Here is an 18,367-nt window from a genome sequence, read left to right on the forward strand (position 1 = left end):
TCATGCAAGAGTTCTTCCAGTGGGCGGGCAACTTCTGGTGGCTCATCTTCCCGATCATGGGAATGGCCGGCGGGGCCGCGAAGGCGTGGGAGCGGGGCTCCAAGCGCCGTCACGAGCGACGCCTCGAGACGCTCAAGGTCAAGGCGCAGCTGAAGACCGCCGAGATCGAGGCGCGCGCGCTGACCCAGCAGGCCAAGCGCCGCGGACCCTCGGTCGTCGACACCACGGCATCCGTCGCGCCGAACGATCTGGTCGCACGCCTTTTCACCGAGCACGATGAGATCACCGCCCGCTGGCTCGACTACGAACTCGACGTCGCGAAGCTCATCGCCTTCCCCGCCATGAGCGACGGGCGCCAGCCCCTGACCGCCGCGTTCCTGCGCGCGAAGAAGACGGCGGATGCGTTGCGTCCCTCCTCTGCCGACGCCAAGGTGTCCGAGCAGCAGGTCACCGAGTACCTGCAGGCCGTCGGCGACTACGCGGTCGCGTTCGAGATCGCCGAGAAGGATGCCCGGCGTCTGCGCGACTCCACCTTCACCGAGCCGGAGCGCAAGAGACTCGAACGCGCACAGCAGCTCCTGAAGGTCGCGGTGGACGAATCGGCGACGCAGGCCGAGCGCAACGTCGCGTACAAGCGGGTGCGCGAAGAGCTCGATGGGCTCATCCTGCTCTCCGACGATGCGGTCACGGTGCTCGAGAAGCAGGTGGCCCGGGAGCTGCCGGCCCAGGCGAGCACCTCCACCGACGCATCGACCGATGCGGCCCCCGCCCCCGCGGCGGAGGCCCAGCCGTTGCCGATCACCGATCCCCTGCGCCCGGCACCACCGCGGACGCTGCCGCGCGAAGACGCATGACCCCGGAGAACATCACCGGACCCGTCGCGCACCATGCCGAAGGCCCCGTCTGGTGGCCGGGCTGGGGTGGACTGCGCTGGGTCGACGGGACCGCGGGCGACCTGCTCACGCTGCGCCCCGACGGCGTGACCCGCCAGCACATCGACGACGAGTACCTCGCCTTCGCCCGCCCCCGTTCCGGCGGAGGGCTCGTGGCCGTCGGCGCCCGCACGCTCTATCTCGCGGATGACGTCGACGGCGGGACCAGGGCCGTCGCCGGGCTGGGCGACGACCCCCGTGTGCGCATGAACGACGGGTGCTGCGACCCCCGCGGTCGCCTGCTGGCCGGATCGATGGCCTACGACGCGACAGCGGATGCCGGAACCGTCCTGCGAATCGATGCCTCCCTGTCGGTGACGACGGTGCTGCCGCAGACGACGGTGTCGAACGGCATCGGCTTCTCTCCCGACGGCAGGCGGGCCTACTACGTCGACACCCTGACCCATCGCGTCGACGTGTTCGATGTGGTCGAGGGGGAGCTGCGAGGACGCCGCGCCTTCGTGCGCTTCCCCGAGGGGCAGGGAATGCCGGACGGGCTCACCGTGGCATCCGACGGCAGCGTCTGGGTGGCCCTGTGGGACGGGAGCGCTGTGCACGGTTACGACGCGACCGGCGCCGTGATCGCGCGCATCGAGCTGCCGGTGCCGAAGGTGACCGCCTGCACGTTCGGTGACGACGACCTCGGCACGCTCTACATCACGACGTCGGCACAGGACCTCTCGCCCGACCACGGCACCGAGGCAGGTTCGCTCTTCGCCGTGCGACCGGGCGTGCGCGGCATGCCCGTCACGCCGTTCGCCGGCTGAGACCCCGCAAAACCGACGGCCTCTGCCCGAGGCACGGTGCACTCAGCGAAAGGAACCGTGCCCCGGACACAGGCCGCCGGGTGGATGACGCAGGTCAGCGCAGGTGAACCCGCTCGGTGCGCTGGTGCTGGCGTCCCAGCCCCTCGATCTCGATGGTCATCTCATCGCCGTCCTGCAGGTACGGGAACCTGCCCGACAGCGCGACGCCCTGCGGGGTGCCGGTGTTGATCACGTCGCCGGGCTCGAGCACCAGGTAGTGGCTCAGCTCGTGCACGATGTGCAGCACGGAGAAGATCATGTCGGCAGTCGAGGAGTCCTGCCGCGGCTCGCCGTTCACGAAGGACCGCAGCCGCAGCGCCTGCGGATCGAGCTCGTCGGCGGGGACGAGCGCCGGCCCGAGCGGGTTGAACGTCTCGGAGCACTTGCCCTTCGACCACTGTCCGCCCGAGACGTCGAGCTGGTACGCGCGCTCCGAGACATCGTTCGAGATCGTGTAGCCGGCGATGACATCGCGTGCGGCCTCCGGTGACGACAGGTAGCGCGCCGCCTTGCCGATCACGATCGCCAGCTCGACCTCCCAGTCGACCTTCTCGGCACCGGGTGGCAGCAGCACGACGTCATTCGGCCCGACGACCGTGTTCGGGTGCTTGAAGAAGATCACCGGATGCTCGGGCGGCTCCGATCCGGACTCGGCCGCGTGGGCTGCGTAGTTCTGGCCGACGCAGACCACCGCGGTCGGGCGGGCGACCGGGGCGCCGAAGCGCAGACCGTCGACATCGGCGGTGGGGAGCTCGCCGCGGCCGAGGGCTTCGCGCACGCGAGCGATGCCGTCAGCGGCGAGGAAGGCGCCGTCGATCTCAGTGGTGAGGGGCGCGAGGTCGTAGACGACGTCGCCCTCACGGACGTAGGGGCGTTCGTGGCCGGTGGGGCCGAGTCGCAGGAGTTCCACGTCGATCCTTCGGTCAGCGCGCGTCGGCGTAGGTCGGGTTGACGATCGGCACGGATTCCCCGGCCAGGTACCGGATGATGTTCTCGGCCGCGTGCACGGGAAGATCCGCCAGCGCCTCGGGCGAGTACCAGGCGGCGTGCGGGGTGAGCAGCACGCTGTCGAGATCGCGCAGCGGGGAGTCGGCGGCGAGCGGCTCCCCCGCGAACACGTCGAGGGCGGCGGCTCCCAGGTGTCCGGAGCGGAGTGAGGCGGCGAGCGCCCCCTCGTCGATGAGCGGACCTCGGCAGGTGTTCACCACGACCGCTCCCGGCTTCATGGTCGCGAGCGCAGCGGCATCGATCAGGTGGCGGGTGTCGTCGCTCAGCGGGACGTGGAGGGTGAGGATGTCGGCCTGCGCCACGGCATCCGGGATCTCGACGAGTTCACAGTCAGCCTCGCGCACCGCGTCGCCGGAGGCGTACGGGTCGGCGACGAGCACGCGGAACCCCAGCGCGCGGCAACCGCGGGCCACCATCGAGCCGATGCGGCCGAAGCCGAGCACCGAGACCGTGGTGGCCGAGGGGCGCACGGCGAGCGGGCGGGCGTCGACGGCCTTCCACGTGCCGGCGCGCACGGCGCGGTCGTAGGCGGGGAGGCCGCGGCCCTGGGTCATGATCATCGCGATGGTGTGCGCGGCGACCTCTTCGATGCAGTAGCTCGGGGTGTTCGCGACGGCGATGCCGCGGGCGGTGGCCGCCTCGACGTCGACCATGTCGTAGCCGATGCCGACGCGGCTGATGATGCGGAGGTTCGGCATGCGGTCCATCACCTCGCCGCTGATCTGCGCCCACTGCACGACCAGTCCTTCGGCGTCGGCGCCGTGAGCGGCGATGTCGTCGAGGCTGCCGGAAGCTGCGCGCTCGGCACGCAGCCCCGCCTGTCGGAGGGTGTCTTCGATGACGGTTCCCGGCAGGTCGCAGTCGCTGACGAGGATGAATGGCGCGGTCATGGATGCGATGCTATAGCATCTAGCAAGCGGCTGCACCCCTCCAGGCGCGGGGCGCGGGGCTCGGGGCGCGGGGCGCGGGGGCGCGTGCGAAAACCCAGACGAACTGCTCCGGCTCGGGCGCGCCTCGCTACAACACGCCGCAGGCGACGCGAGTGGTCTCCGTTTTCGCCTCGGCGCTCTGGGCACGCCTGCTCGACAGGCGCAAGATTTGCTATAGCATCGACCCCATGACTCGTCGCGCACTGATCACGGGGGCCAGTTCCGGTATCGGGACGGCCGCCGCCCTCGAACTCGCCCGCGAGGGTGCCGCCCTCTGGATCACGTATGCCGGACGCGAGGCGGAGGCCCTCCGCGTCGCCGACGAATGCCGTGCGGCTGGGGCGCCCGAGGTGCACGTGTCGCGCCTCGACCTGCGCGAGCGCGAGTCGATCGACGCGCTGGTCGGTGAGATCACGGACGCGTGGGGATCGCTCCACGTGCTCGTCAACAATGGCGGCGTCTGCCCGTACACCCCGTACGACGACATCGAGTTCGATGAGTGGGACATGGTCCTCGAGACCAACGCTCGCGGTACCTTCTTCCTGACTCGCGGCGCTCTCCCGCTGCTCCGGGCCGCCGAGGGCGACCGCTCGGTGATCAACATCGCCTCGATCGCCGGCCAGGTCGGCGCGCTGCAGACCGGCATCCACTACGCCGCGAGCAAAGGCGCGATCCTCGCGATCACCCGCAGCTTCGCGCGGCACCTCGCGTCCGAGGGCATCCGCGTCAACGCCGTCACCCCCGGACCGGTCGCGAGCGCGATCACCGACCAGCTGCAGGGCGCGGGGCGCGAGAAGCTCGAAGCCGGCATCCCGCTCGGCACGTTCGGACAGCCGGAAGACGTCGCCTGGATCATCGCATCACTCGCGTCGGAGCGCGCCCGGTTCATCACCGGCGCCACCTACGACGTCAACGGAGGAGTACGCATTGATTGACCGCACCGCACTCGACCGCTCTGCACTCGACGCCGTCCAGGCACAGCTCGACGCGTTCAACGCGCACGACCTGGACGCGTTCGTCGCGACCTATGCCGAGGATGCCGTGATCACCGGCGTCGCCACCGAGCCGGTGGTCGGATCGGCCGCGATCCGCGCGTTCTACGAGCCTCGGCTGCAGAACCCCGAGCTGTCGTGCGTCATCGAGACCAGCGTGCTGTTCGGCACCCGGTGGGTCGTCGCGCAGGAGCAGGTCATCAACGCGGGCGTCGCGACCGAGACCATCGCGACGTTCGACGTCGTCGACGGGCTGATCGCTCGGGCGTCGATGCTCAAGGCTTGAGGCGCGGCAGCCTCCCGGGAGGAGAACTCGCCGTCGGGAGGAGATTCCACGCTGAGGAGTCCTCCCGACAGGGAGTTCTCCTCCCCACGCGGTGCGGCTCACTCGTGCTCGGGCAGGATCGGGGACGACCAGCCCGGATCACGACCCAGCTGAGCCGCCCGCGACACCGAAGTCGAACCGTAGCGGTCGCGCAGCGTGTCGAGCACGGTGTCGAGGCGGGCTTCATCGCCCCAGTCGATCGGCAGTTCGGGCTGCACGCGATCGGCGCGGTCGAGCTGCGACAGCGAGATGCCGATCAAGGTGATGCCGCGGTCGGTGATCTCGCTCTGCGCCGCGGCGAGCAGCGTGCGTGCGAGGGTGAGCAGGACGGCGGTGCGGTCGGTAGGAGCGCGGAGTGAGCGGGAGCGGGTGGCCTTCGAGAAGTCGCCGAAGCGCAGGCGCAGCACGACGGTGCGGCAGACACGGTCGCCATCGCGGAGTCGGCGACCGAGCCGGTCGACGATCTGGGTGAGGATGAGGTCGAGTTCCTCGGGCGAGCGAGGGCGGTTGCCGAGAGCGCGCTGCGAGCCGATGGATCCGCGGCGCCGGGTGGTGTCGACCGGCCGCGGATCCCGCAGACGAGCGAGCGCGTGCACGTGCGCCCCCGTCGCCTTGCCCAGCATGCGCTCGGCTGTCGCGGCCTCGAGCTCGGCCAGCTCTCCGACCGTGCGGATGCCGTAGCGGTGCAGCTTCTCGGCCGTGACCGCCCCCACACCCCACAGGCGCTCCACCGGGAGGGGAAGCAGGAACTCCTCCTCGCGTTCGGGCTCGACGACCAGCAGCCCGTCGGGCTTGCTCACGGCACTGGCGACCTTGGCGAGGAACTTGGTGCGCGCGACCCCGACCGAGATCGCGAGTCCCGCCTCGGCACGCACGCGTTCGCGCAGCCGTGCCGCGATCTGCTCGGGGCTGCCGGCGATACGTCGCAGACCCCCGACTTCGAGGAACGCCTCGTCGATCGACAGCCCCTCCACGAGCGGGGTGGTGTCGCGGAAGATCGCGAACACGTTCTTGCTGGCGGCCGAGTACGCCTCCATGCGCGGCGGGACGACCACGGCATCGGGGCAGAGCTCCCGCGCCTGTCGGCCACCCATCGCGGTGCGGACGCCGCGGGCCTTCGCCTCGTAGCTCGCCGCCAGCACGACTCCGCCGCCCACGATGACGGGTCGGCCGCGCAGTTCGGGCGCATCACGCTGCTCGACAGAGGCGTAGAACGCATCGAGGTCGGCGTGCAGCACCGTCGCTTCCCCACGCATCCCGTTCTCCTGTCGACGTGCGGATCGTCGCACGGACCGGGGACACCGGGATGGGTGGCGACTTCGCCCTCTCGCCCGGGAGGTTGCGGTGTCGGTGCTCACGGATATCGTCGGCGCGTGCCGGAACCGGTGAATCAGTGGTGGGCGCGACGGCAGTTCTCCCGCGGTCGCGCTGTCCCGTATGAGGTGGGCACCTATCGCGCCGGGTGGGCGGCGTATCCCGAACTGATCCGGCAGTACCACCCGGAGCTCAACCACGGCATCGTGTTGTCGCAGATCCCCCTCGCCGCCGACGTGCTCCTGTGCTGGGAGTGCGCGGTCGGGCACCGGTTCGCGGCGACCCCGACCGAGCAGCGCGAGCGTCCTGGACAGGTGCGGCGCCGCTCCGCATGGTGCCCCGAGTGCTCTGCGCTCGCCCGCCCGCAGCCGGTCGTGCTCGGCGAGGCTCGCGCGCTTCCCCGTAGAGCCCCTCGCCCGGCGCCCGTGCTCTGCACGAAGACGCCCGACCTTCCCGCAGGCTCCGCGTTCGTCAGCGAGTGCGCCCCGAAGCCCGTATCCGCGACCGAGGGCCGCCTGCGAACGGAGCTCGGGGCGGTAATCGCCTTCGACCCGGCCGTGAACGCCGTGAAAGTGTCGCGCCCGTTCTTCCGCCACACCGAGGTCTGGCCCGACATCGTGTTTCCGGAGCTGCGGGTCGCACTCGAATACGACACCGTCGGTCGCCACGGACTCGAGCACGTCGGCAAGCGGCAAGATGCCGATCTGCGCAAAGACCGCGCCCTCCGTGCCGCGGGCTGGGAGGTCATCCGCATCCGCACCGGGAAGCTCGAATCCCTCGGTCCGCACGACCTGGCGCTGTCGTCGGTGAGCGCGAAGAGCATCGCCCGGATCATCGACGAGCTGCGGGCCATCCGCGGGGCGCTGTTCGTGGACGCGTACCTGCGGTGACGAGCGCCGCCGTCGCGTCAGTCCCCCTCGCGTCGGTGGCCCTCGCGTCAGTGGCCCTCGCGTCAGTGGCCCTCGCGTCGGTGGCGCACCCCGACGGGAGGAAGACCCGGTGTCGGGAGGAGAATCCTGCGCAGATCTTCCGCCCGGGACAGAGTTCTCCGCCCGTGCCGAGCACCGGAGATGCCTGCTCGCGTGCCCCTGCACCTATCGAGGTGCCTCAGGCGTCGAAGCGCTCCCGCAACCCCGGGTCGAGCGCGATATCCCCGAACGACGCCGTCCACGCCCCGTCGACCGCGATGGACTGACCCGACAGGTACGGAGCCTCATCCGACAGCAGGAACGCCGTGAGCGACGCCACCTCTTCGGCGCGGGCGATGCGCCCCATCGGCGGCCCCTCCGCGAGCGCACGCTCTTCGGCCTCGGGGTCGGCCGCGCGCGCGATCTGGGCTTCGAGGTGCGGGGTGCGCACGCCACCAGGAGCGACGGTGTTGGCGCGGATACCGAGGGCCCCGTACGACACGGCCACGCTGCGGGTGAGGGCGTCGATGCCGCCCTTGGTGAACTCGTAGGCCGCGTGGTCTGTGAAGGACGCGCGGCCGTGGATCGAGCCGATGTTCACGATCGCGCCCGGCACGCCCTGGTCGACGAAGGCCGAGACAGCGGTCGAGCAGCCCCAGATGTAGCCGAAGCCGTTGATGTCGAGCACCTCGCGCACCGTGGCCTCGTCGAGGTCGTGCAGCGGTGTGCGCGTGGTGATGCCGGCGTTGTTCACCCAGCCGGCGAGGGTCGCTCGGGCGCGGGCGGCAGCGGCGGCACGCTCGTGCGCCGTGCGATCGGCGGCGTCGCCGAGCACGACCTCGGCCACGATGCCGTCTTCGACCGTGCCGGATCCGGGCGAACGCTCGAGCCCGACCACGATCCACCCGTCGGCGGTGAGACGTTCGGCGATGGCGCGACCGATGCCCTTTCCGCTACCGGTCACCACGACGCTTCGAGCAACGGAGCTGCGGGGGGCGTCTGTCATCTCAGTCCCTCTCGAATCGGAAGACCGTCGGATCGAGCACGAAGCCGAGGCCCGCCGCGCCCGTCGGCCGCACCCTGCCGTCGAACGACGGACCGCCGAGGATGAACGATGGTGCGGGATCGTACGGGTTGACTCCCCGGGCGAACGTCTCCACACCGATGCCCAGGTGCGCGGTGACCTCAGGATAGACATGCCCCGACACGGGCACACCGCGCGAGGCTGCCCAATCGATCATCTCGCGGGCAGGGGTCACGCCGCCGATCGCGACGACGTCGAGTCGCAGCACGTCGACACCGCCGACATCGACCAGCGCCTTCAAAACGGCGGGGTCGGTGACCTCATCGCCCACGGACACGGGGAGTCCCGACTCCCGGCGGATGCGCGCGACCCCCTCGGCGTCTTCGGGGAGCAGGGGGTCTTCCACCCACGCGAGGCGCGGGTCACCCCACTGCGCGATCTCGGCCAGAGCGGTGTCGGCGTCCGGCCAGCCGAAGCCCACGTCCACGACCAGACCGGTCGCATCGGGAAGCTCGGCGTTCAGCAGGGCGAGCAGTTCACGCATATATGCCGGATCCGGAATGCGGGAGATCTTCACGTTCGTCCAGCCCTCCGCCTGCGCGAGAACCTCATCGGCCACCTCGCGGGGAGTCCGCTCGGCAGACGGGTACGCGGCGACGAGCATCGACTCCCGCGGGGCGTCACCCGTGCCGAGCAGCGTCCACAGCGGCACGCCCGCACGACGCGCGGCGATGTCCCACAGCGCGATGTCGACGAGCCCGATCGCGCGCCGCACCAGGCCCACCCGTCCGACGATCGCGCTGCCGCGCAGCATCCGCTCCCAGGTCGCCGCGGGGTCGTCGGCATCCGCACCCACCGCGTGCACGGCGACGAGGCGGTCGACGATCTCGGCCATCGGCGCCTCCCGCGAGAGGCAGTAGGCCACCCCGGTCGTGCCGTCGTCAGCCGTCGCCTGCACGGCGCTGTACTCGCGGCGGGTCACCGTCATCGCCCCCAGGTGCAACGGTGCCGGGAGCGGCAGCACGGCCGTGGCCGTGCCGATGCGGGTGATCACGCTCATTCGGGCTTCTTCGCCAGCGGCACGCCGTAGTCGACCATGAAGCCGCCGTCGACGTAGAGGGTCTGTCCGTTCATGTAGCGCGACTCGTCGGAGACGAGGAAGCTGACCGCGGCGGCGATCTCGCTCGCCTCGACCAGGCGCTTCGCGGGGATGCGCGACAGGATCGTGTCGAGGCTGAGGGTGCCCGCCTCGACGCCCTGACGGAAGACGCCGGTGTCGACGTAGCCGGGCGCGACCGCGTTGACCCGCACGCCGCGCGACGCCCACTCGGCACCCGCGGTCGAGGTCAGTCCGATCACCGCGGCCTTGGTCGTGGCATAGGGCGCACGACCGGCCGAGCCGCGCGACGAGATGGAGGAGATGTTGACGATGCGCCCATCGCCGCGCTCCAGCATCCGCTTCCCTGCCGCCTGCAGCGCCGAGAACACCCCGTGCAGGTTGACGTCGACCACGGCCGACCATTCGTCCCAACTGAGGTCTTCGATGCCGCGATGGCGCTGGATGCCGGCGTTGTTGACGAGCACCTCGATCGGCCCGAGCTCGGCTTCGATCTCTCCGAACACACGGTCGACGCCGGCATGATCGGTGACATCGAGCTCGCGCCACAGGATGCCGGCGGGGTTGTCGTCGGCGGTGAGGCCCGGCACCCGGTCGGCGGCGACGACGAGGTAGCCGTCTGCGGCGAGGCGCTGGCCGATCTCCCATCCGATCCCGGCGGATCCTCCGGTGACGACGGCGACGGAGCCGGCAGGGGTGGGGGCGGTCATTGCTCTCCTCAGGTTCGAGTTTTGCTATAGCAAGTGTATCGGGGGCGCCGTCAGTGGTCGAGCAGCTCCGCCACGACCGCCACCGCATGCGTCTCGAGCAGGTCGAGCGCGCCCGGCGCCAGGGGCGTCTGCCACGCCTGATACGCCCCGCGGTCGTAGGCATCGCGCGTCGGCAGGTACACGAACCCCGGGCCGTTCGTGAGGTTCATCACCACGATCGGCGTCGCGGGGAACCGCGCGCGCAGCGTGGTCTGCAGCCGCGAGTACGCCTCACCCGGATGCCCCACGATCACGGCATCGCCGAGCCTCCAGGCCCAGACAGGGTGCTGCACGGTCGGACCGTCGATGTATCCGTCACGCAGATTGCGCGCGCGACCGAGACGCTCCTCCCGCGAGCGCGGGTCGATATCCTTCCACTCCTCGGCGAGCGCGTCGAGCGTCGGCAGGTCGCGCAGCGGAAGCTCGACGCTCGTGACCGAACCCGCCGCATCCTCCCCGCCGTCCGCCGTCCGGCCCGTCCAGATCGCGAGCGGTGCACCGGACTCGACGATGCCGTCGAGCGTCAGCTCTTCTCCGGGAACGGGAAGCGCGTCCAACGCCGCGAGCACCGCGTGCCCGAGCGAGCGTCCGTGTCGATCGGCGACCGCGACGTCGCCGGTGTACTGCTCGCGCGGAGCCAACTCTCCCGATGCCCCCTGCACGAACAGGCAGGGCGCCCCCGTGGCCGACTCGATGACCTCGCGCATCGCCCCGACGTAGTCCGGCGACACCTCACGGCTCTGCCAGGCGAGCGTGGTCGGGTGGCACGCGTAGTTCACGAGCGTGCCTCGCACCGCACCGTCGACACTGAGGCGCCCGATCGTGACGGTGTCGTCGGCCGTGCCCTGCGGGTTGTACCCCACGAGAGGGCGGCCGTCGACGTCGAGCTCACGGTCGGCGGCCAGGGAGCAGGTGCCGGTCGTCCACTCGATCAGCCCGGGGACCGCACCGTCGAGCGCCTCGCGCCCGGCGGCGACCCCTGCGGCAGCGAGCGCCTCGAGATACCCCGGGATCAGCTCTCCCCCCGGCAGATGCGCATCCGCGGCACAGAGCACGGCGCCCGCGTGGGTGTGCGAGAGCGAGAGCATCAGCTGATCGGGGTCGAGCCCGAGAGCGTCGAGGATCGTTCCGCGCACACCCTGCTCATCCGCGACGCGACGCCACCAGGTACCGTCCACCGCAAGCAGCACGCGCGGGCGGTCGTCGGCGGCGATCACGGCGAGCGCGGTCAGCTCGAACGGACGATGCGCCCCCTCGGATCGCTCCCAGTCGGCGGGTCCCCAGTTCTTGGCACGGATGCCGACCGGCGGCGTGATGTCGCGTCGGGCGATACCGATGCGCGCCCGCGTGCGGGGGATGCGGATGCGGGCGCCGAGACGTGTGGCCGGTGCCGTGTCGTTCAAACCTGGTCCTCCATGTTCTCCATGATGCCGCCGCTCAGGCGATCGTCAGCACGTCGGCGATCAGCACACGTGCTCCAGCCTCGGGAAGAGTCACCTCGACGCCGCGCTCGACGCCGTCGCTGTAGAGCAGCGTGGAGGGTGCGGCGAAGCCATCGGCCAGCCGCATCCGTCCTCCCACGAACTGACTCCCGGTGATGCGAGCGTGGTTGACCCCCACGCCGATGTCGAGGTGGGCAGCACCCTTGGGCACGGTCGATGTCACGCCACCCATCCGCCAGGTCACGACGCCGGCACCGGCGGCCCTGCTCAGCAGAGCGCCGTCGGTGCGCTCGGTCGACAGCTCGACCCCCTCGACAGCGATGGCCTGGTCCCGCACCGCGGTCACGGTGAGCTGCACATCGCGCACCGTGCCGCCCCGGATGGTCACCCTCGACGCACCGAGCTCTGCCGGGGCACCTGTTGCCGGACCGCTCAGCCGGCAGTCGACGAATTCGACGGCTCCGGCGCCTCGTGCCTTCATCCCGTCGATTCCAGTGATCGTGCATCGCACGAAGCTGACGGGCACCGAGACCGGCGTCTGGATCAGCACCTGATCCTTCGGGAGGGCGAAGGTGCAGTCCTCGATCACCGTCGGCCGCGATGATCGCGCCGATCGCTGGCCGATCGCCAGCAGCCCGGCGGTGCAGCCACGCAGCTGAGCCCCGTCGGCATTGATCGTCATGGTCGCCTGCGGATCGAACGTCGATCGTCCGATCACCCGGACGTTCTCGAGCGTCAGGTCGCTGATCTTCGTGCCGGCGACGAACCACGAGCAGACGTGGTCGCGCACCGTGATGCGCTTCGCGGCGGTGCCCCATTGCGCCCCGGAGTTGGCGATGTCCATCAGCCCCGAGTTGCCGATGAAGGTGAGATCGTGCTCGTACTGCCCGTGCGTGGTGAAGGGGTTCCCGCCCTGATCGTCGCCGTCTCCGTGGCAGTTCTCGACGATGCAGTAGGCGCTGGCCGTCAGATCGTTCAGGTGCCGCGCGTTCGACGACGTGCAGTCGCTCACGCGACCGTACAGGCTGTAGATCTGCTGCGTGAGATAGCCCGCACCGCCGTAGAAGACCGTGGGCGGGTTCTCGACCGAGCAGCGTTCGGTCGTGAAGTGGGTGTTCCATCTGCGCATGATGACGGGCCACCAGGTGTGGCTGGCGTGCACGTCGGCGACATCGCAGTGGATCGCGTACTCGAAGGCGATCGGGTGCGATCCGGTGAGCTCGCGAGAGTCCGGGAAGGAGCCGTCCGTCGGTCCGTCGAAGGGCCCGGCCCCGAGGAACCGCATGTTCGAGATGCGCACCCCCGCGACCGGATCCACCTGCCGCCAGACGAGCTTTCGCCCCTTGTCGAGCGGCCAGCCGTTGAGGTAATCGATCCGGATGTGGGTGCCGTCGATCTGCTGCGTCACCTGGACGAATCGCTGAAGCTCGCGCTCATCGGCCCCACCGCCGGCGACCGGATCGCACTGCACCGCCCACCAGGTGTCGACGGCGAACTTCGACGCATCGGGCACGGCGACCGCATCCGTCAGCTCCGGCCAGGCTTCCGCCAGGGCGTGCTCGACGGTGACGTCGCGGGACACCCCGGTGAAGAACATCACCGCACCGAACGGGTTGTCGTGGGTGTTCGCCTCGATGCCCTCCGTCGTGATGACATGACCGCCGAAGTCGATCTCGAGGTGGGAACGGGTGAAGCAGTGCCGCCGCTGGAAGAGCAGATCGGTGCTCGCCTCGATCCGCCGGACGCGGAGGTCGTTCACCAGGGCGTCGAGCGCGTCATCGGCCGCCGTCTCGGGCCCGGTGATGCCGAAGACCCGGAAGTCGACCGTGCCGTCATGCTGCAGCAGCCACGTGGTGCCGCGCTTTCCGGCGATCACCGTGCCGCCGTTGGCCGCGACGTCGGCCCCACCGCAGCCTACGTAGACGAGCAGCCCGGCGTCGCCGGGGGTCCGGTAGCCGGCGACGATGGCCACCTCGCCGTCGCGTGCCCGCAACCGGGACAGGTCGGAGACCGTCTCCGCGCGGAGGATGTCCTTCGCACCGGCCGCGACGGGAGCGGCCTGAGCGGTCGTCGCACCGGCGAGAGAGCCGGCAGCGCCGAGGGCGACCGCACCGAGTCCGGTCATGACGGCGCGGCGACCCGTCGATCGCACACTCGCATCCAGTTCGGCGCGGGACATCACCGCACCCCGGACGTGGCGTCCGCTTTCAACTGCACCTCGGCCGGAACCGTGAAGTCCGCCCGTCGACTCAGCACGAACGCGATGCTCGCGCCGAGCAGGGTGAGTCCGGCGATGAGGAGCAGACCCCAGATCGCCGATCCGGTGGTCTCGCTGATCCAGCCGATCGCATACGGACCGGCGAAACCGGCCAGGTTGCCGACCGAGTTGATGAAGGCCAGCCCGGCAGCAGCCGCCGTGCCCGTGAGCACCATGGGCGGCAGGCTCCAGAACAGCGGTGTCGTCGAGAACAGGGCCGACATGCCGACGCACAGGGCGGCGAGCGCGAGGATCGGCGTGCCCTGGGCCGCGACCGCCGCGATGAGCGAGAGCGCGGTGATCGTGAGCGTGATGCCGATCTGCAGGGGGATGTTGCCCTGCTTCCTGGCTGCGCGCTCCCAGGGGAGCATCACGAGCGCGGCGCACAGGTTCGGCAGGGCGACGAGCCATCCGGTGGTCGAGTTGGAGAAGTCGCCCATGCTCTTCACGATCGTCGGCAGCCACATGCCCAGCCCGTACGCGCCGAACACGACGCCGAAGAAGAGCACGATCAGGGTCCACAGACGCCCGTTGCTGAACACCTCGCGCAGGCGCAGCCGCCCGTGCTTCTGCTCGGTGGCCGCGGTCTCGGCGGCCAGGGTGTCGTTGATCCACCGCTGTTCGGTCGGGTCGAGCCAGCGGGCGTCCTGCGGGCGGTCGGGCAGCCAGAAGAAGACGACGAAGGCGAGGATCACCGCGGGGATGCCCTGCAGCAGGAAGACCAGCTGCCAGCCGTCGAGGCCCCACATCCCGTGCAGTTCGAGCATCCAGCCCGACAGCGGCGCCGCGACCGCGTTCGCGATCGGGTTCGACAAGACGAACACCGCGAGCACCTGCGTGCGGTACTGCCGCGGGAACCAGAGCGTGAGGTACAGGAGCACTCCGGGGAAGAAGCCGGCTTCGGCGATGCCCAGCACGAAGCGTGCGATGGCGAACTGGGTCGCATCCTGCACGAAGGCCGTCAGGGCGGCGACCAGACCCCAGGAGACCATGATGCGCGCGATCCACTTGCGCGCACCGAAGCGCTCGAGCAGGAGATTGCTCGGCACTTCGAACAGCAGGTACCCGATGAAGAAGATGCCGGCGGCGAATCCGAAGGCCGCTTCGGTGATCTGCAGCGCCGCCGTCATCTCCAGCTTGGCGAAGCCCGCGTTGTTGCGGTCCATGTAGGCGACGAGATAGAGCAGCCCGAGGAACGGGCCGAGGCGCCAGATCGCCTTCTTCATGGCGGAGGCCCCGACCTCCTCTGACGTGCGCGTATCGGGGGCGATTCCGTTCCCGGACATGACAACTCCTTCGTCATCGATGGACTGGCTTGCTATAGCATCTAGCAAAACCCTCGCCGTGTCCACTCATCCGGAAAATGCCATAGCATCGAGCGAACGAATGCGCGCCCGCTCGACGAGACGGAACCGCGGATCGAGAAGGGCACCGAATGCGCAGCGTCTCGGATCAGAACATCGCCGAACAGGTCGCAGACGAGCTGCGTGCGGCCATCCATTCCGGAGAACTCGCCCCCGGTGAGCGCCTCGTCGAACGCAAGCTCGCCGACCGGCTGGGCGTCAGCCACATCCCGGTACGCGAGGCACTGACCCGTCTCGCCGAGGAGCGCCTCATCACCCGGGAGCCCCGCCGCGGCGCCCGCGTCGCCCAGCTGAGCGCACAAGACCTCCAGGAGATCTCGAGCCTGCGGATCGTGCTCGAGCAGTTCATGGCGATCCGCGTGCAGGAGCGGTGGAACGAGGAATCCGCCGCCCGACTCGGTGCCATCATCCAGGCGATGGCGGATGCGGCACCCGGCGACATCGACGAGGTGCTGCGCCAGGACCGCCTGTTCCACGAGACGCTCGCCGACCTCGCCGAGCACCGCTTCCTCGACGAGTTGAGCGGCCAGCTGCGCGGACGCATCACCGGTTTCCTGCATGCCGCCAACGCCGCTCTCGACCCTGCCGAGCAGGAAGAGCATGTGCGCAGCCACCAACAGATCGTCGATGCCATCGCGAGCGGTGACCCGGAGCAGGCGCAGGCCGTGATCGCCGCGCACGTGACCAGGGCGGTCGAGCGCATCACCCCGTCGACCGACGCGGACACCCCGTGACCGCGCGCACGATCGTCCTCACCGGAGCCTCCGACGGGATCGGCGCGGCAGCCGCCCGCCAGCTCGCGTCGTCCCCGCATCGGCTCATCCTGATGGGACGCTCGGAGGAGAAGACCCGTGCGGTCGCCGCGGAGACGGGCGCTGCGTGGTTCACCGCCGACTTCGCACGCCTCGACGACGTGCGGGCGCTCGCCACGAAGATCGCGGAGGCCGTCGGCGACGGCGGCATCCACGTGCTGGCGAACAACGCCGGTGGCATCTTCGGCGATCAGACCCCCACGGTCGACGGCTTCGAGAAGACCATGCAGGTCAACCACCTGGCGCCGTTCCTGCTCACGAACCTGCTGCGGCCTCAGCTGTTGAAGGCCGAGGGCGCGGTCATCAACACCTCCAGCATCGCGCACCGCCTGTTCGGCCACCTCGATGTGGACGACCTCGACAATCACCGCCGCTTCAGCGCGAACAAGGCCTACGGCGACGCGAAGCTCGCGAACGTGCTGTTCGCCAAGAGCCTGCACACGAAGTTCCACGCCGACGGGCTGAGTGCGGTCGCGTTCCACCCCGGCACCGTGCAGACGAACTTCGCTTCGGACTCGTCGAGCATCATGCGCCTGCTCTACCGCACACCGCTCAAGCACCTCATGCTCATCGGTGCCGACAAGGGTGGCGCGACCCTGCGCTGGTTCATCGAGGGCACCCCCGATGAGACATGGTTCTCCGGCGCCTACTACGACGAGCGTCAGCTGACCGCCAAGGTCAATCCGCAGGTGGATGACGCGGCCCTGGCCGAGGCGCTCTGGCAGCGCAGCGCCGAGCTCGTCGGCATCCCCTCCACCTAGTCCCGCCTGCTCCCGCCGCCTCGCTCCGGCACCTCTCCCGCCGCCTCCCCCGCAGGTGAGATTCGCCCTTCTCGCGCCCGGTCCACCGAATCGCCCATATACTTGCCACGGAAAGTAAGTCAGTGCTCGTGGAAAGGATGCGCCGTGGACCTGCATCGACTCTTCGATGATGTGATCCGCTTCGAGATGGAGATCTGGGAGGCGGTCGACCGACGTCTCCGCGCCGAGCATTCCCTGCCGCTGAGCTGGTTCGAGCCCATGCGGGCCATCGACCGGATCGAGAACTGCCGGGCCTCCGACATCGCGACCGAGCTCTCGATCACCGAGGGCGGCACCAGCAAGCTGGTCGCTCGCATCGAAGCAGCGGGCTATTGCGAGCGCACACCGAACCCCGACGACCGACGGGCCTCGTTCATCACGCTCACGCCGGCGGGCGAGGACATGTTGACGATCGCGACCCAGACCTTCGGCAGAGAACTGGAGCCGTGGTTCCAGAGCGTCTCCGCCGATGACCTTCAGCACTTCGCCACCACTCTCGCCACCCTCCGGGTGCGCAAGCCCATACCGACGACAGGAGTCACCCCATGACCGAGATGATGCGCGCGATCGTGCTCGACGCACCCGGCCCCGTTGAGGCCCTCACCATCCGCGAGCTGCCGATCCCGACACCGAGTGAGGGCTGGGTGCTGATCCAGGTGAAGGCGTTCGGCTTGAACCGCTCCGAACTCCACACCCGACTCGGCCTGGCGGAGGGCGTCACCTTTCCCCGCGTGCTCGGCATCGAGGCGACCGGAGTCGTCGTCGAGGCGCCCGGGGGCGAATTCACCCCCGGCCAGCAGGTCGTGGCGGTGATGGGCGGGATGGGACGCGCGTACGACGGCGGATACGCGGAGTACACCTGCGTTCCCGCGACCCAGGTGATCGCTTTCGAGAGCGACCTCGACTGGGGCACCCTCGGCGCCCTGCCCGAGATGCTGCAGACCTCGTACGGGTCGCTCACCGTGGGGCTCGACGCCCAGCCGGGCCAGTCGATCCTGATCCGCGGCGGCACCTCGTCGATCGGGATGGCGACCGCGGTGCTCGCGAAGCAGCGCGGGATGACGGTCTTCTCGACCACGCGCAACCCCCGCAAGGCCGAGGCGCTCACGCGCATCGGCGTCGACCACGTGCTCATCGACGACGGCGACGTGCAGGCGCAGGTCAGAGCGATCCTGCCCGAGGGCGTTGACACGGCTCTCGAGCTGGTCGGCACGCCGACCCTGCCGGACACCCTCCGCTCGACGCGCGTGCACGGCGTGGTCTGCTTCACCGGGATGCTCTCGAACGAGTGGACCGTGAAGGACTTCTACCCCATCGAGTACATCCCCCGCGGCGTGCGCCTCAGCGCTTATGGCGGAGGCGCGGCCGACCTGCCGCCGGCTGTGCTCCAGGGCTTCCTCGATGCGGTCGCGGCCGGCGAGGCCACCGTGCCGATCGACCGGGTCTATGCCTTCGACCAGATCGCCGAGGCGCACACCGCGATGGAACAGGGCACCGCCGTCGGCAAGCTGGTCGTCGTCACCGGCCTCTGACCCGACACCCCCACACCCCGCACCCCGCACCCCGCACCCCGCCGAGTGCACGGGTG

18 protein-coding genes are annotated in these 18,367 nt (G+C 69.9%); 9 read left to right on the forward strand and 9 right to left on the reverse strand.

Features of this window, described 5'->3' with window-relative positions:
- Positions 1-2: 2 nt before the first annotated feature.
- The gene (locus tag GLO27_RS18185; RefSeq protein WP_021200243.1) at positions 3-854 is read left to right on the forward strand and encodes a hypothetical protein; all 852 of its coding nucleotides are present in this window, start codon (positions 3-5) and stop codon (positions 852-854) included.
- Positions 851-1,699, forward strand: coding sequence for an SMP-30/gluconolactonase/LRE family protein (locus GLO27_RS18190; protein ID WP_021200242.1), 849 nt, complete (start codon positions 851-853; stop codon positions 1,697-1,699). The genes GLO27_RS18185 and GLO27_RS18190 overlap by 4 nt, the downstream gene beginning before the upstream one ends.
- Positions 1,700-1,793: 94 nt before the next feature.
- Here GLO27_RS18190 and GLO27_RS18195 read toward each other — a convergent pair whose 3' ends face one another.
- Positions 1,794-2,648: a fumarylacetoacetate hydrolase family protein gene (locus GLO27_RS18195; protein ID WP_021200241.1), complete on the reverse strand. Its 855-nt coding sequence runs from the start codon at positions 2,646-2,648 to the stop codon at positions 1,794-1,796.
- 13 nt (positions 2,649-2,661) lie between these two features.
- A complete protein-coding gene (locus GLO27_RS18200) occupies positions 2,662-3,636 on the reverse strand; it encodes a C-terminal binding protein (RefSeq protein ID WP_021200240.1) in 975 nt (324 codons plus the stop codon).
- A 227-nt stretch (positions 3,637-3,863) separates the two neighbouring features.
- Between GLO27_RS18200 and GLO27_RS18205 the strand changes: the two genes are divergently transcribed.
- Together GLO27_RS18205 and GLO27_RS18210 are read left to right on the forward strand one after the other, a co-directional pair.
- Positions 3,864-4,610 (forward strand): SDR family oxidoreductase, encoded by a 747-nt coding sequence (locus GLO27_RS18205; RefSeq protein WP_167256320.1) that lies wholly within the window; start codon positions 3,864-3,866, stop codon positions 4,608-4,610.
- The gene (locus GLO27_RS18210; protein WP_167256322.1) at positions 4,603-4,953 is read left to right on the forward strand and encodes a nuclear transport factor 2 family protein; all 351 of its coding nucleotides are present in this window, start codon (positions 4,603-4,605) and stop codon (positions 4,951-4,953) included. The genes GLO27_RS18205 and GLO27_RS18210 overlap by 8 nt, the downstream gene beginning before the upstream one ends.
- A 98-nt stretch (positions 4,954-5,051) precedes the next feature.
- Here the strand turns inward: GLO27_RS18210 and dinB are convergent, their stop codons facing one another.
- Complete coding sequence (dinB, locus tag GLO27_RS18215) at positions 5,052-6,248, reverse strand: DNA polymerase IV (protein ID WP_167256324.1); 1,197 nt, start codon at positions 6,246-6,248, stop codon at positions 5,052-5,054.
- Between the two features lie 117 nt (positions 6,249-6,365).
- On the opposite strand from dinB, the gene GLO27_RS18220 reads away from it, so the two are divergent.
- The gene (locus GLO27_RS18220; RefSeq protein ID WP_167256326.1) at positions 6,366-7,196 is read left to right on the forward strand and encodes a zinc-ribbon domain-containing protein; all 831 of its coding nucleotides are present in this window, start codon (positions 6,366-6,368) and stop codon (positions 7,194-7,196) included.
- Between the two features lie 217 nt (positions 7,197-7,413).
- Here the strand turns inward: GLO27_RS18220 and GLO27_RS18225 are convergent, their stop codons facing one another.
- The 6 genes from GLO27_RS18225 to GLO27_RS18250 are packed head-to-tail and all read right to left on the reverse strand — an operon-like array spanning position 7,414 to position 15,089.
- Positions 7,414-8,178 carry an SDR family oxidoreductase gene (locus tag GLO27_RS18225; protein ID WP_318387382.1) on the reverse strand — a complete coding sequence of 255 codons (765 nt, stop codon included), beginning with the start codon at positions 8,176-8,178 and terminating at the stop codon, positions 7,414-7,416.
- Positions 8,179-8,221: 43 nt separating this feature from the next.
- The gene (locus tag GLO27_RS18230; protein WP_167256330.1) at positions 8,222-9,298 is read right to left on the reverse strand and encodes an enolase C-terminal domain-like protein; all 1,077 of its coding nucleotides are present in this window, start codon (positions 9,296-9,298) and stop codon (positions 8,222-8,224) included.
- Positions 9,295-10,065 (reverse strand): SDR family oxidoreductase, encoded by a 771-nt coding sequence (locus tag GLO27_RS18235; protein ID WP_167256332.1) that lies wholly within the window; start codon positions 10,063-10,065, stop codon positions 9,295-9,297. Before GLO27_RS18235 ends, GLO27_RS18230 begins: the two co-directional genes overlap by 4 nt.
- A 50-nt stretch (positions 10,066-10,115) precedes the next feature.
- Complete coding sequence (locus GLO27_RS18240) at positions 10,116-11,507, reverse strand: hypothetical protein (RefSeq protein ID WP_167256334.1); 1,392 nt, start codon at positions 11,505-11,507, stop codon at positions 10,116-10,118.
- A 34-nt stretch (positions 11,508-11,541) separates the two neighbouring features.
- Positions 11,542-13,725, reverse strand: a complete 2,184-nt coding sequence (locus tag GLO27_RS18245; RefSeq protein WP_167256336.1) for a peptidase C14 — start codon at positions 13,723-13,725, stop codon at positions 11,542-11,544.
- On the reverse strand, positions 13,725-15,089 hold the full coding sequence (locus GLO27_RS18250; RefSeq protein ID WP_021200230.1) for an MFS transporter: 1,365 nt from the start codon (positions 15,087-15,089) through the stop codon (positions 13,725-13,727). Before GLO27_RS18250 ends, GLO27_RS18245 begins: the two co-directional genes overlap by 1 nt.
- Positions 15,090-15,238: 149 nt before the next feature.
- Here GLO27_RS18250 and GLO27_RS18255 point away from each other — a divergent pair, with 149 nt between their 5' ends.
- From GLO27_RS18255 to GLO27_RS18270, 4 genes are all read left to right on the forward strand, one after another.
- The gene (locus GLO27_RS18255) at positions 15,239-15,901 is read left to right on the forward strand and encodes a GntR family transcriptional regulator (RefSeq protein ID WP_021200229.1); all 663 of its coding nucleotides are present in this window, start codon (positions 15,239-15,241) and stop codon (positions 15,899-15,901) included.
- Positions 15,898-16,740 carry an SDR family NAD(P)-dependent oxidoreductase gene (locus GLO27_RS18260; protein ID WP_167256338.1) on the forward strand — a complete coding sequence of 281 codons (843 nt, stop codon included), beginning with the start codon at positions 15,898-15,900 and terminating at the stop codon, positions 16,738-16,740. The genes GLO27_RS18255 and GLO27_RS18260 overlap by 4 nt, the downstream gene beginning before the upstream one ends.
- Positions 16,741-16,884: 144 nt before the next feature.
- Complete coding sequence (locus GLO27_RS18265) at positions 16,885-17,328, forward strand: MarR family winged helix-turn-helix transcriptional regulator (protein WP_029258875.1); 444 nt, start codon at positions 16,885-16,887, stop codon at positions 17,326-17,328.
- Positions 17,325-18,311, forward strand: a complete 987-nt coding sequence (locus tag GLO27_RS18270) for a zinc-binding alcohol dehydrogenase family protein (RefSeq protein WP_021200226.1) — start codon at positions 17,325-17,327, stop codon at positions 18,309-18,311. The genes GLO27_RS18265 and GLO27_RS18270 overlap by 4 nt, the downstream gene beginning before the upstream one ends.
- The last annotated feature ends 56 nt before the right edge of the window (positions 18,312-18,367 follow it).

The organism is Microbacterium sp. Be9 (assembly GCF_011754135.1).
GTDB classification, from domain to species: Bacteria; Actinomycetota; Actinomycetes; order Actinomycetales; family Microbacteriaceae; genus Microbacterium; species Microbacterium maritypicum_A.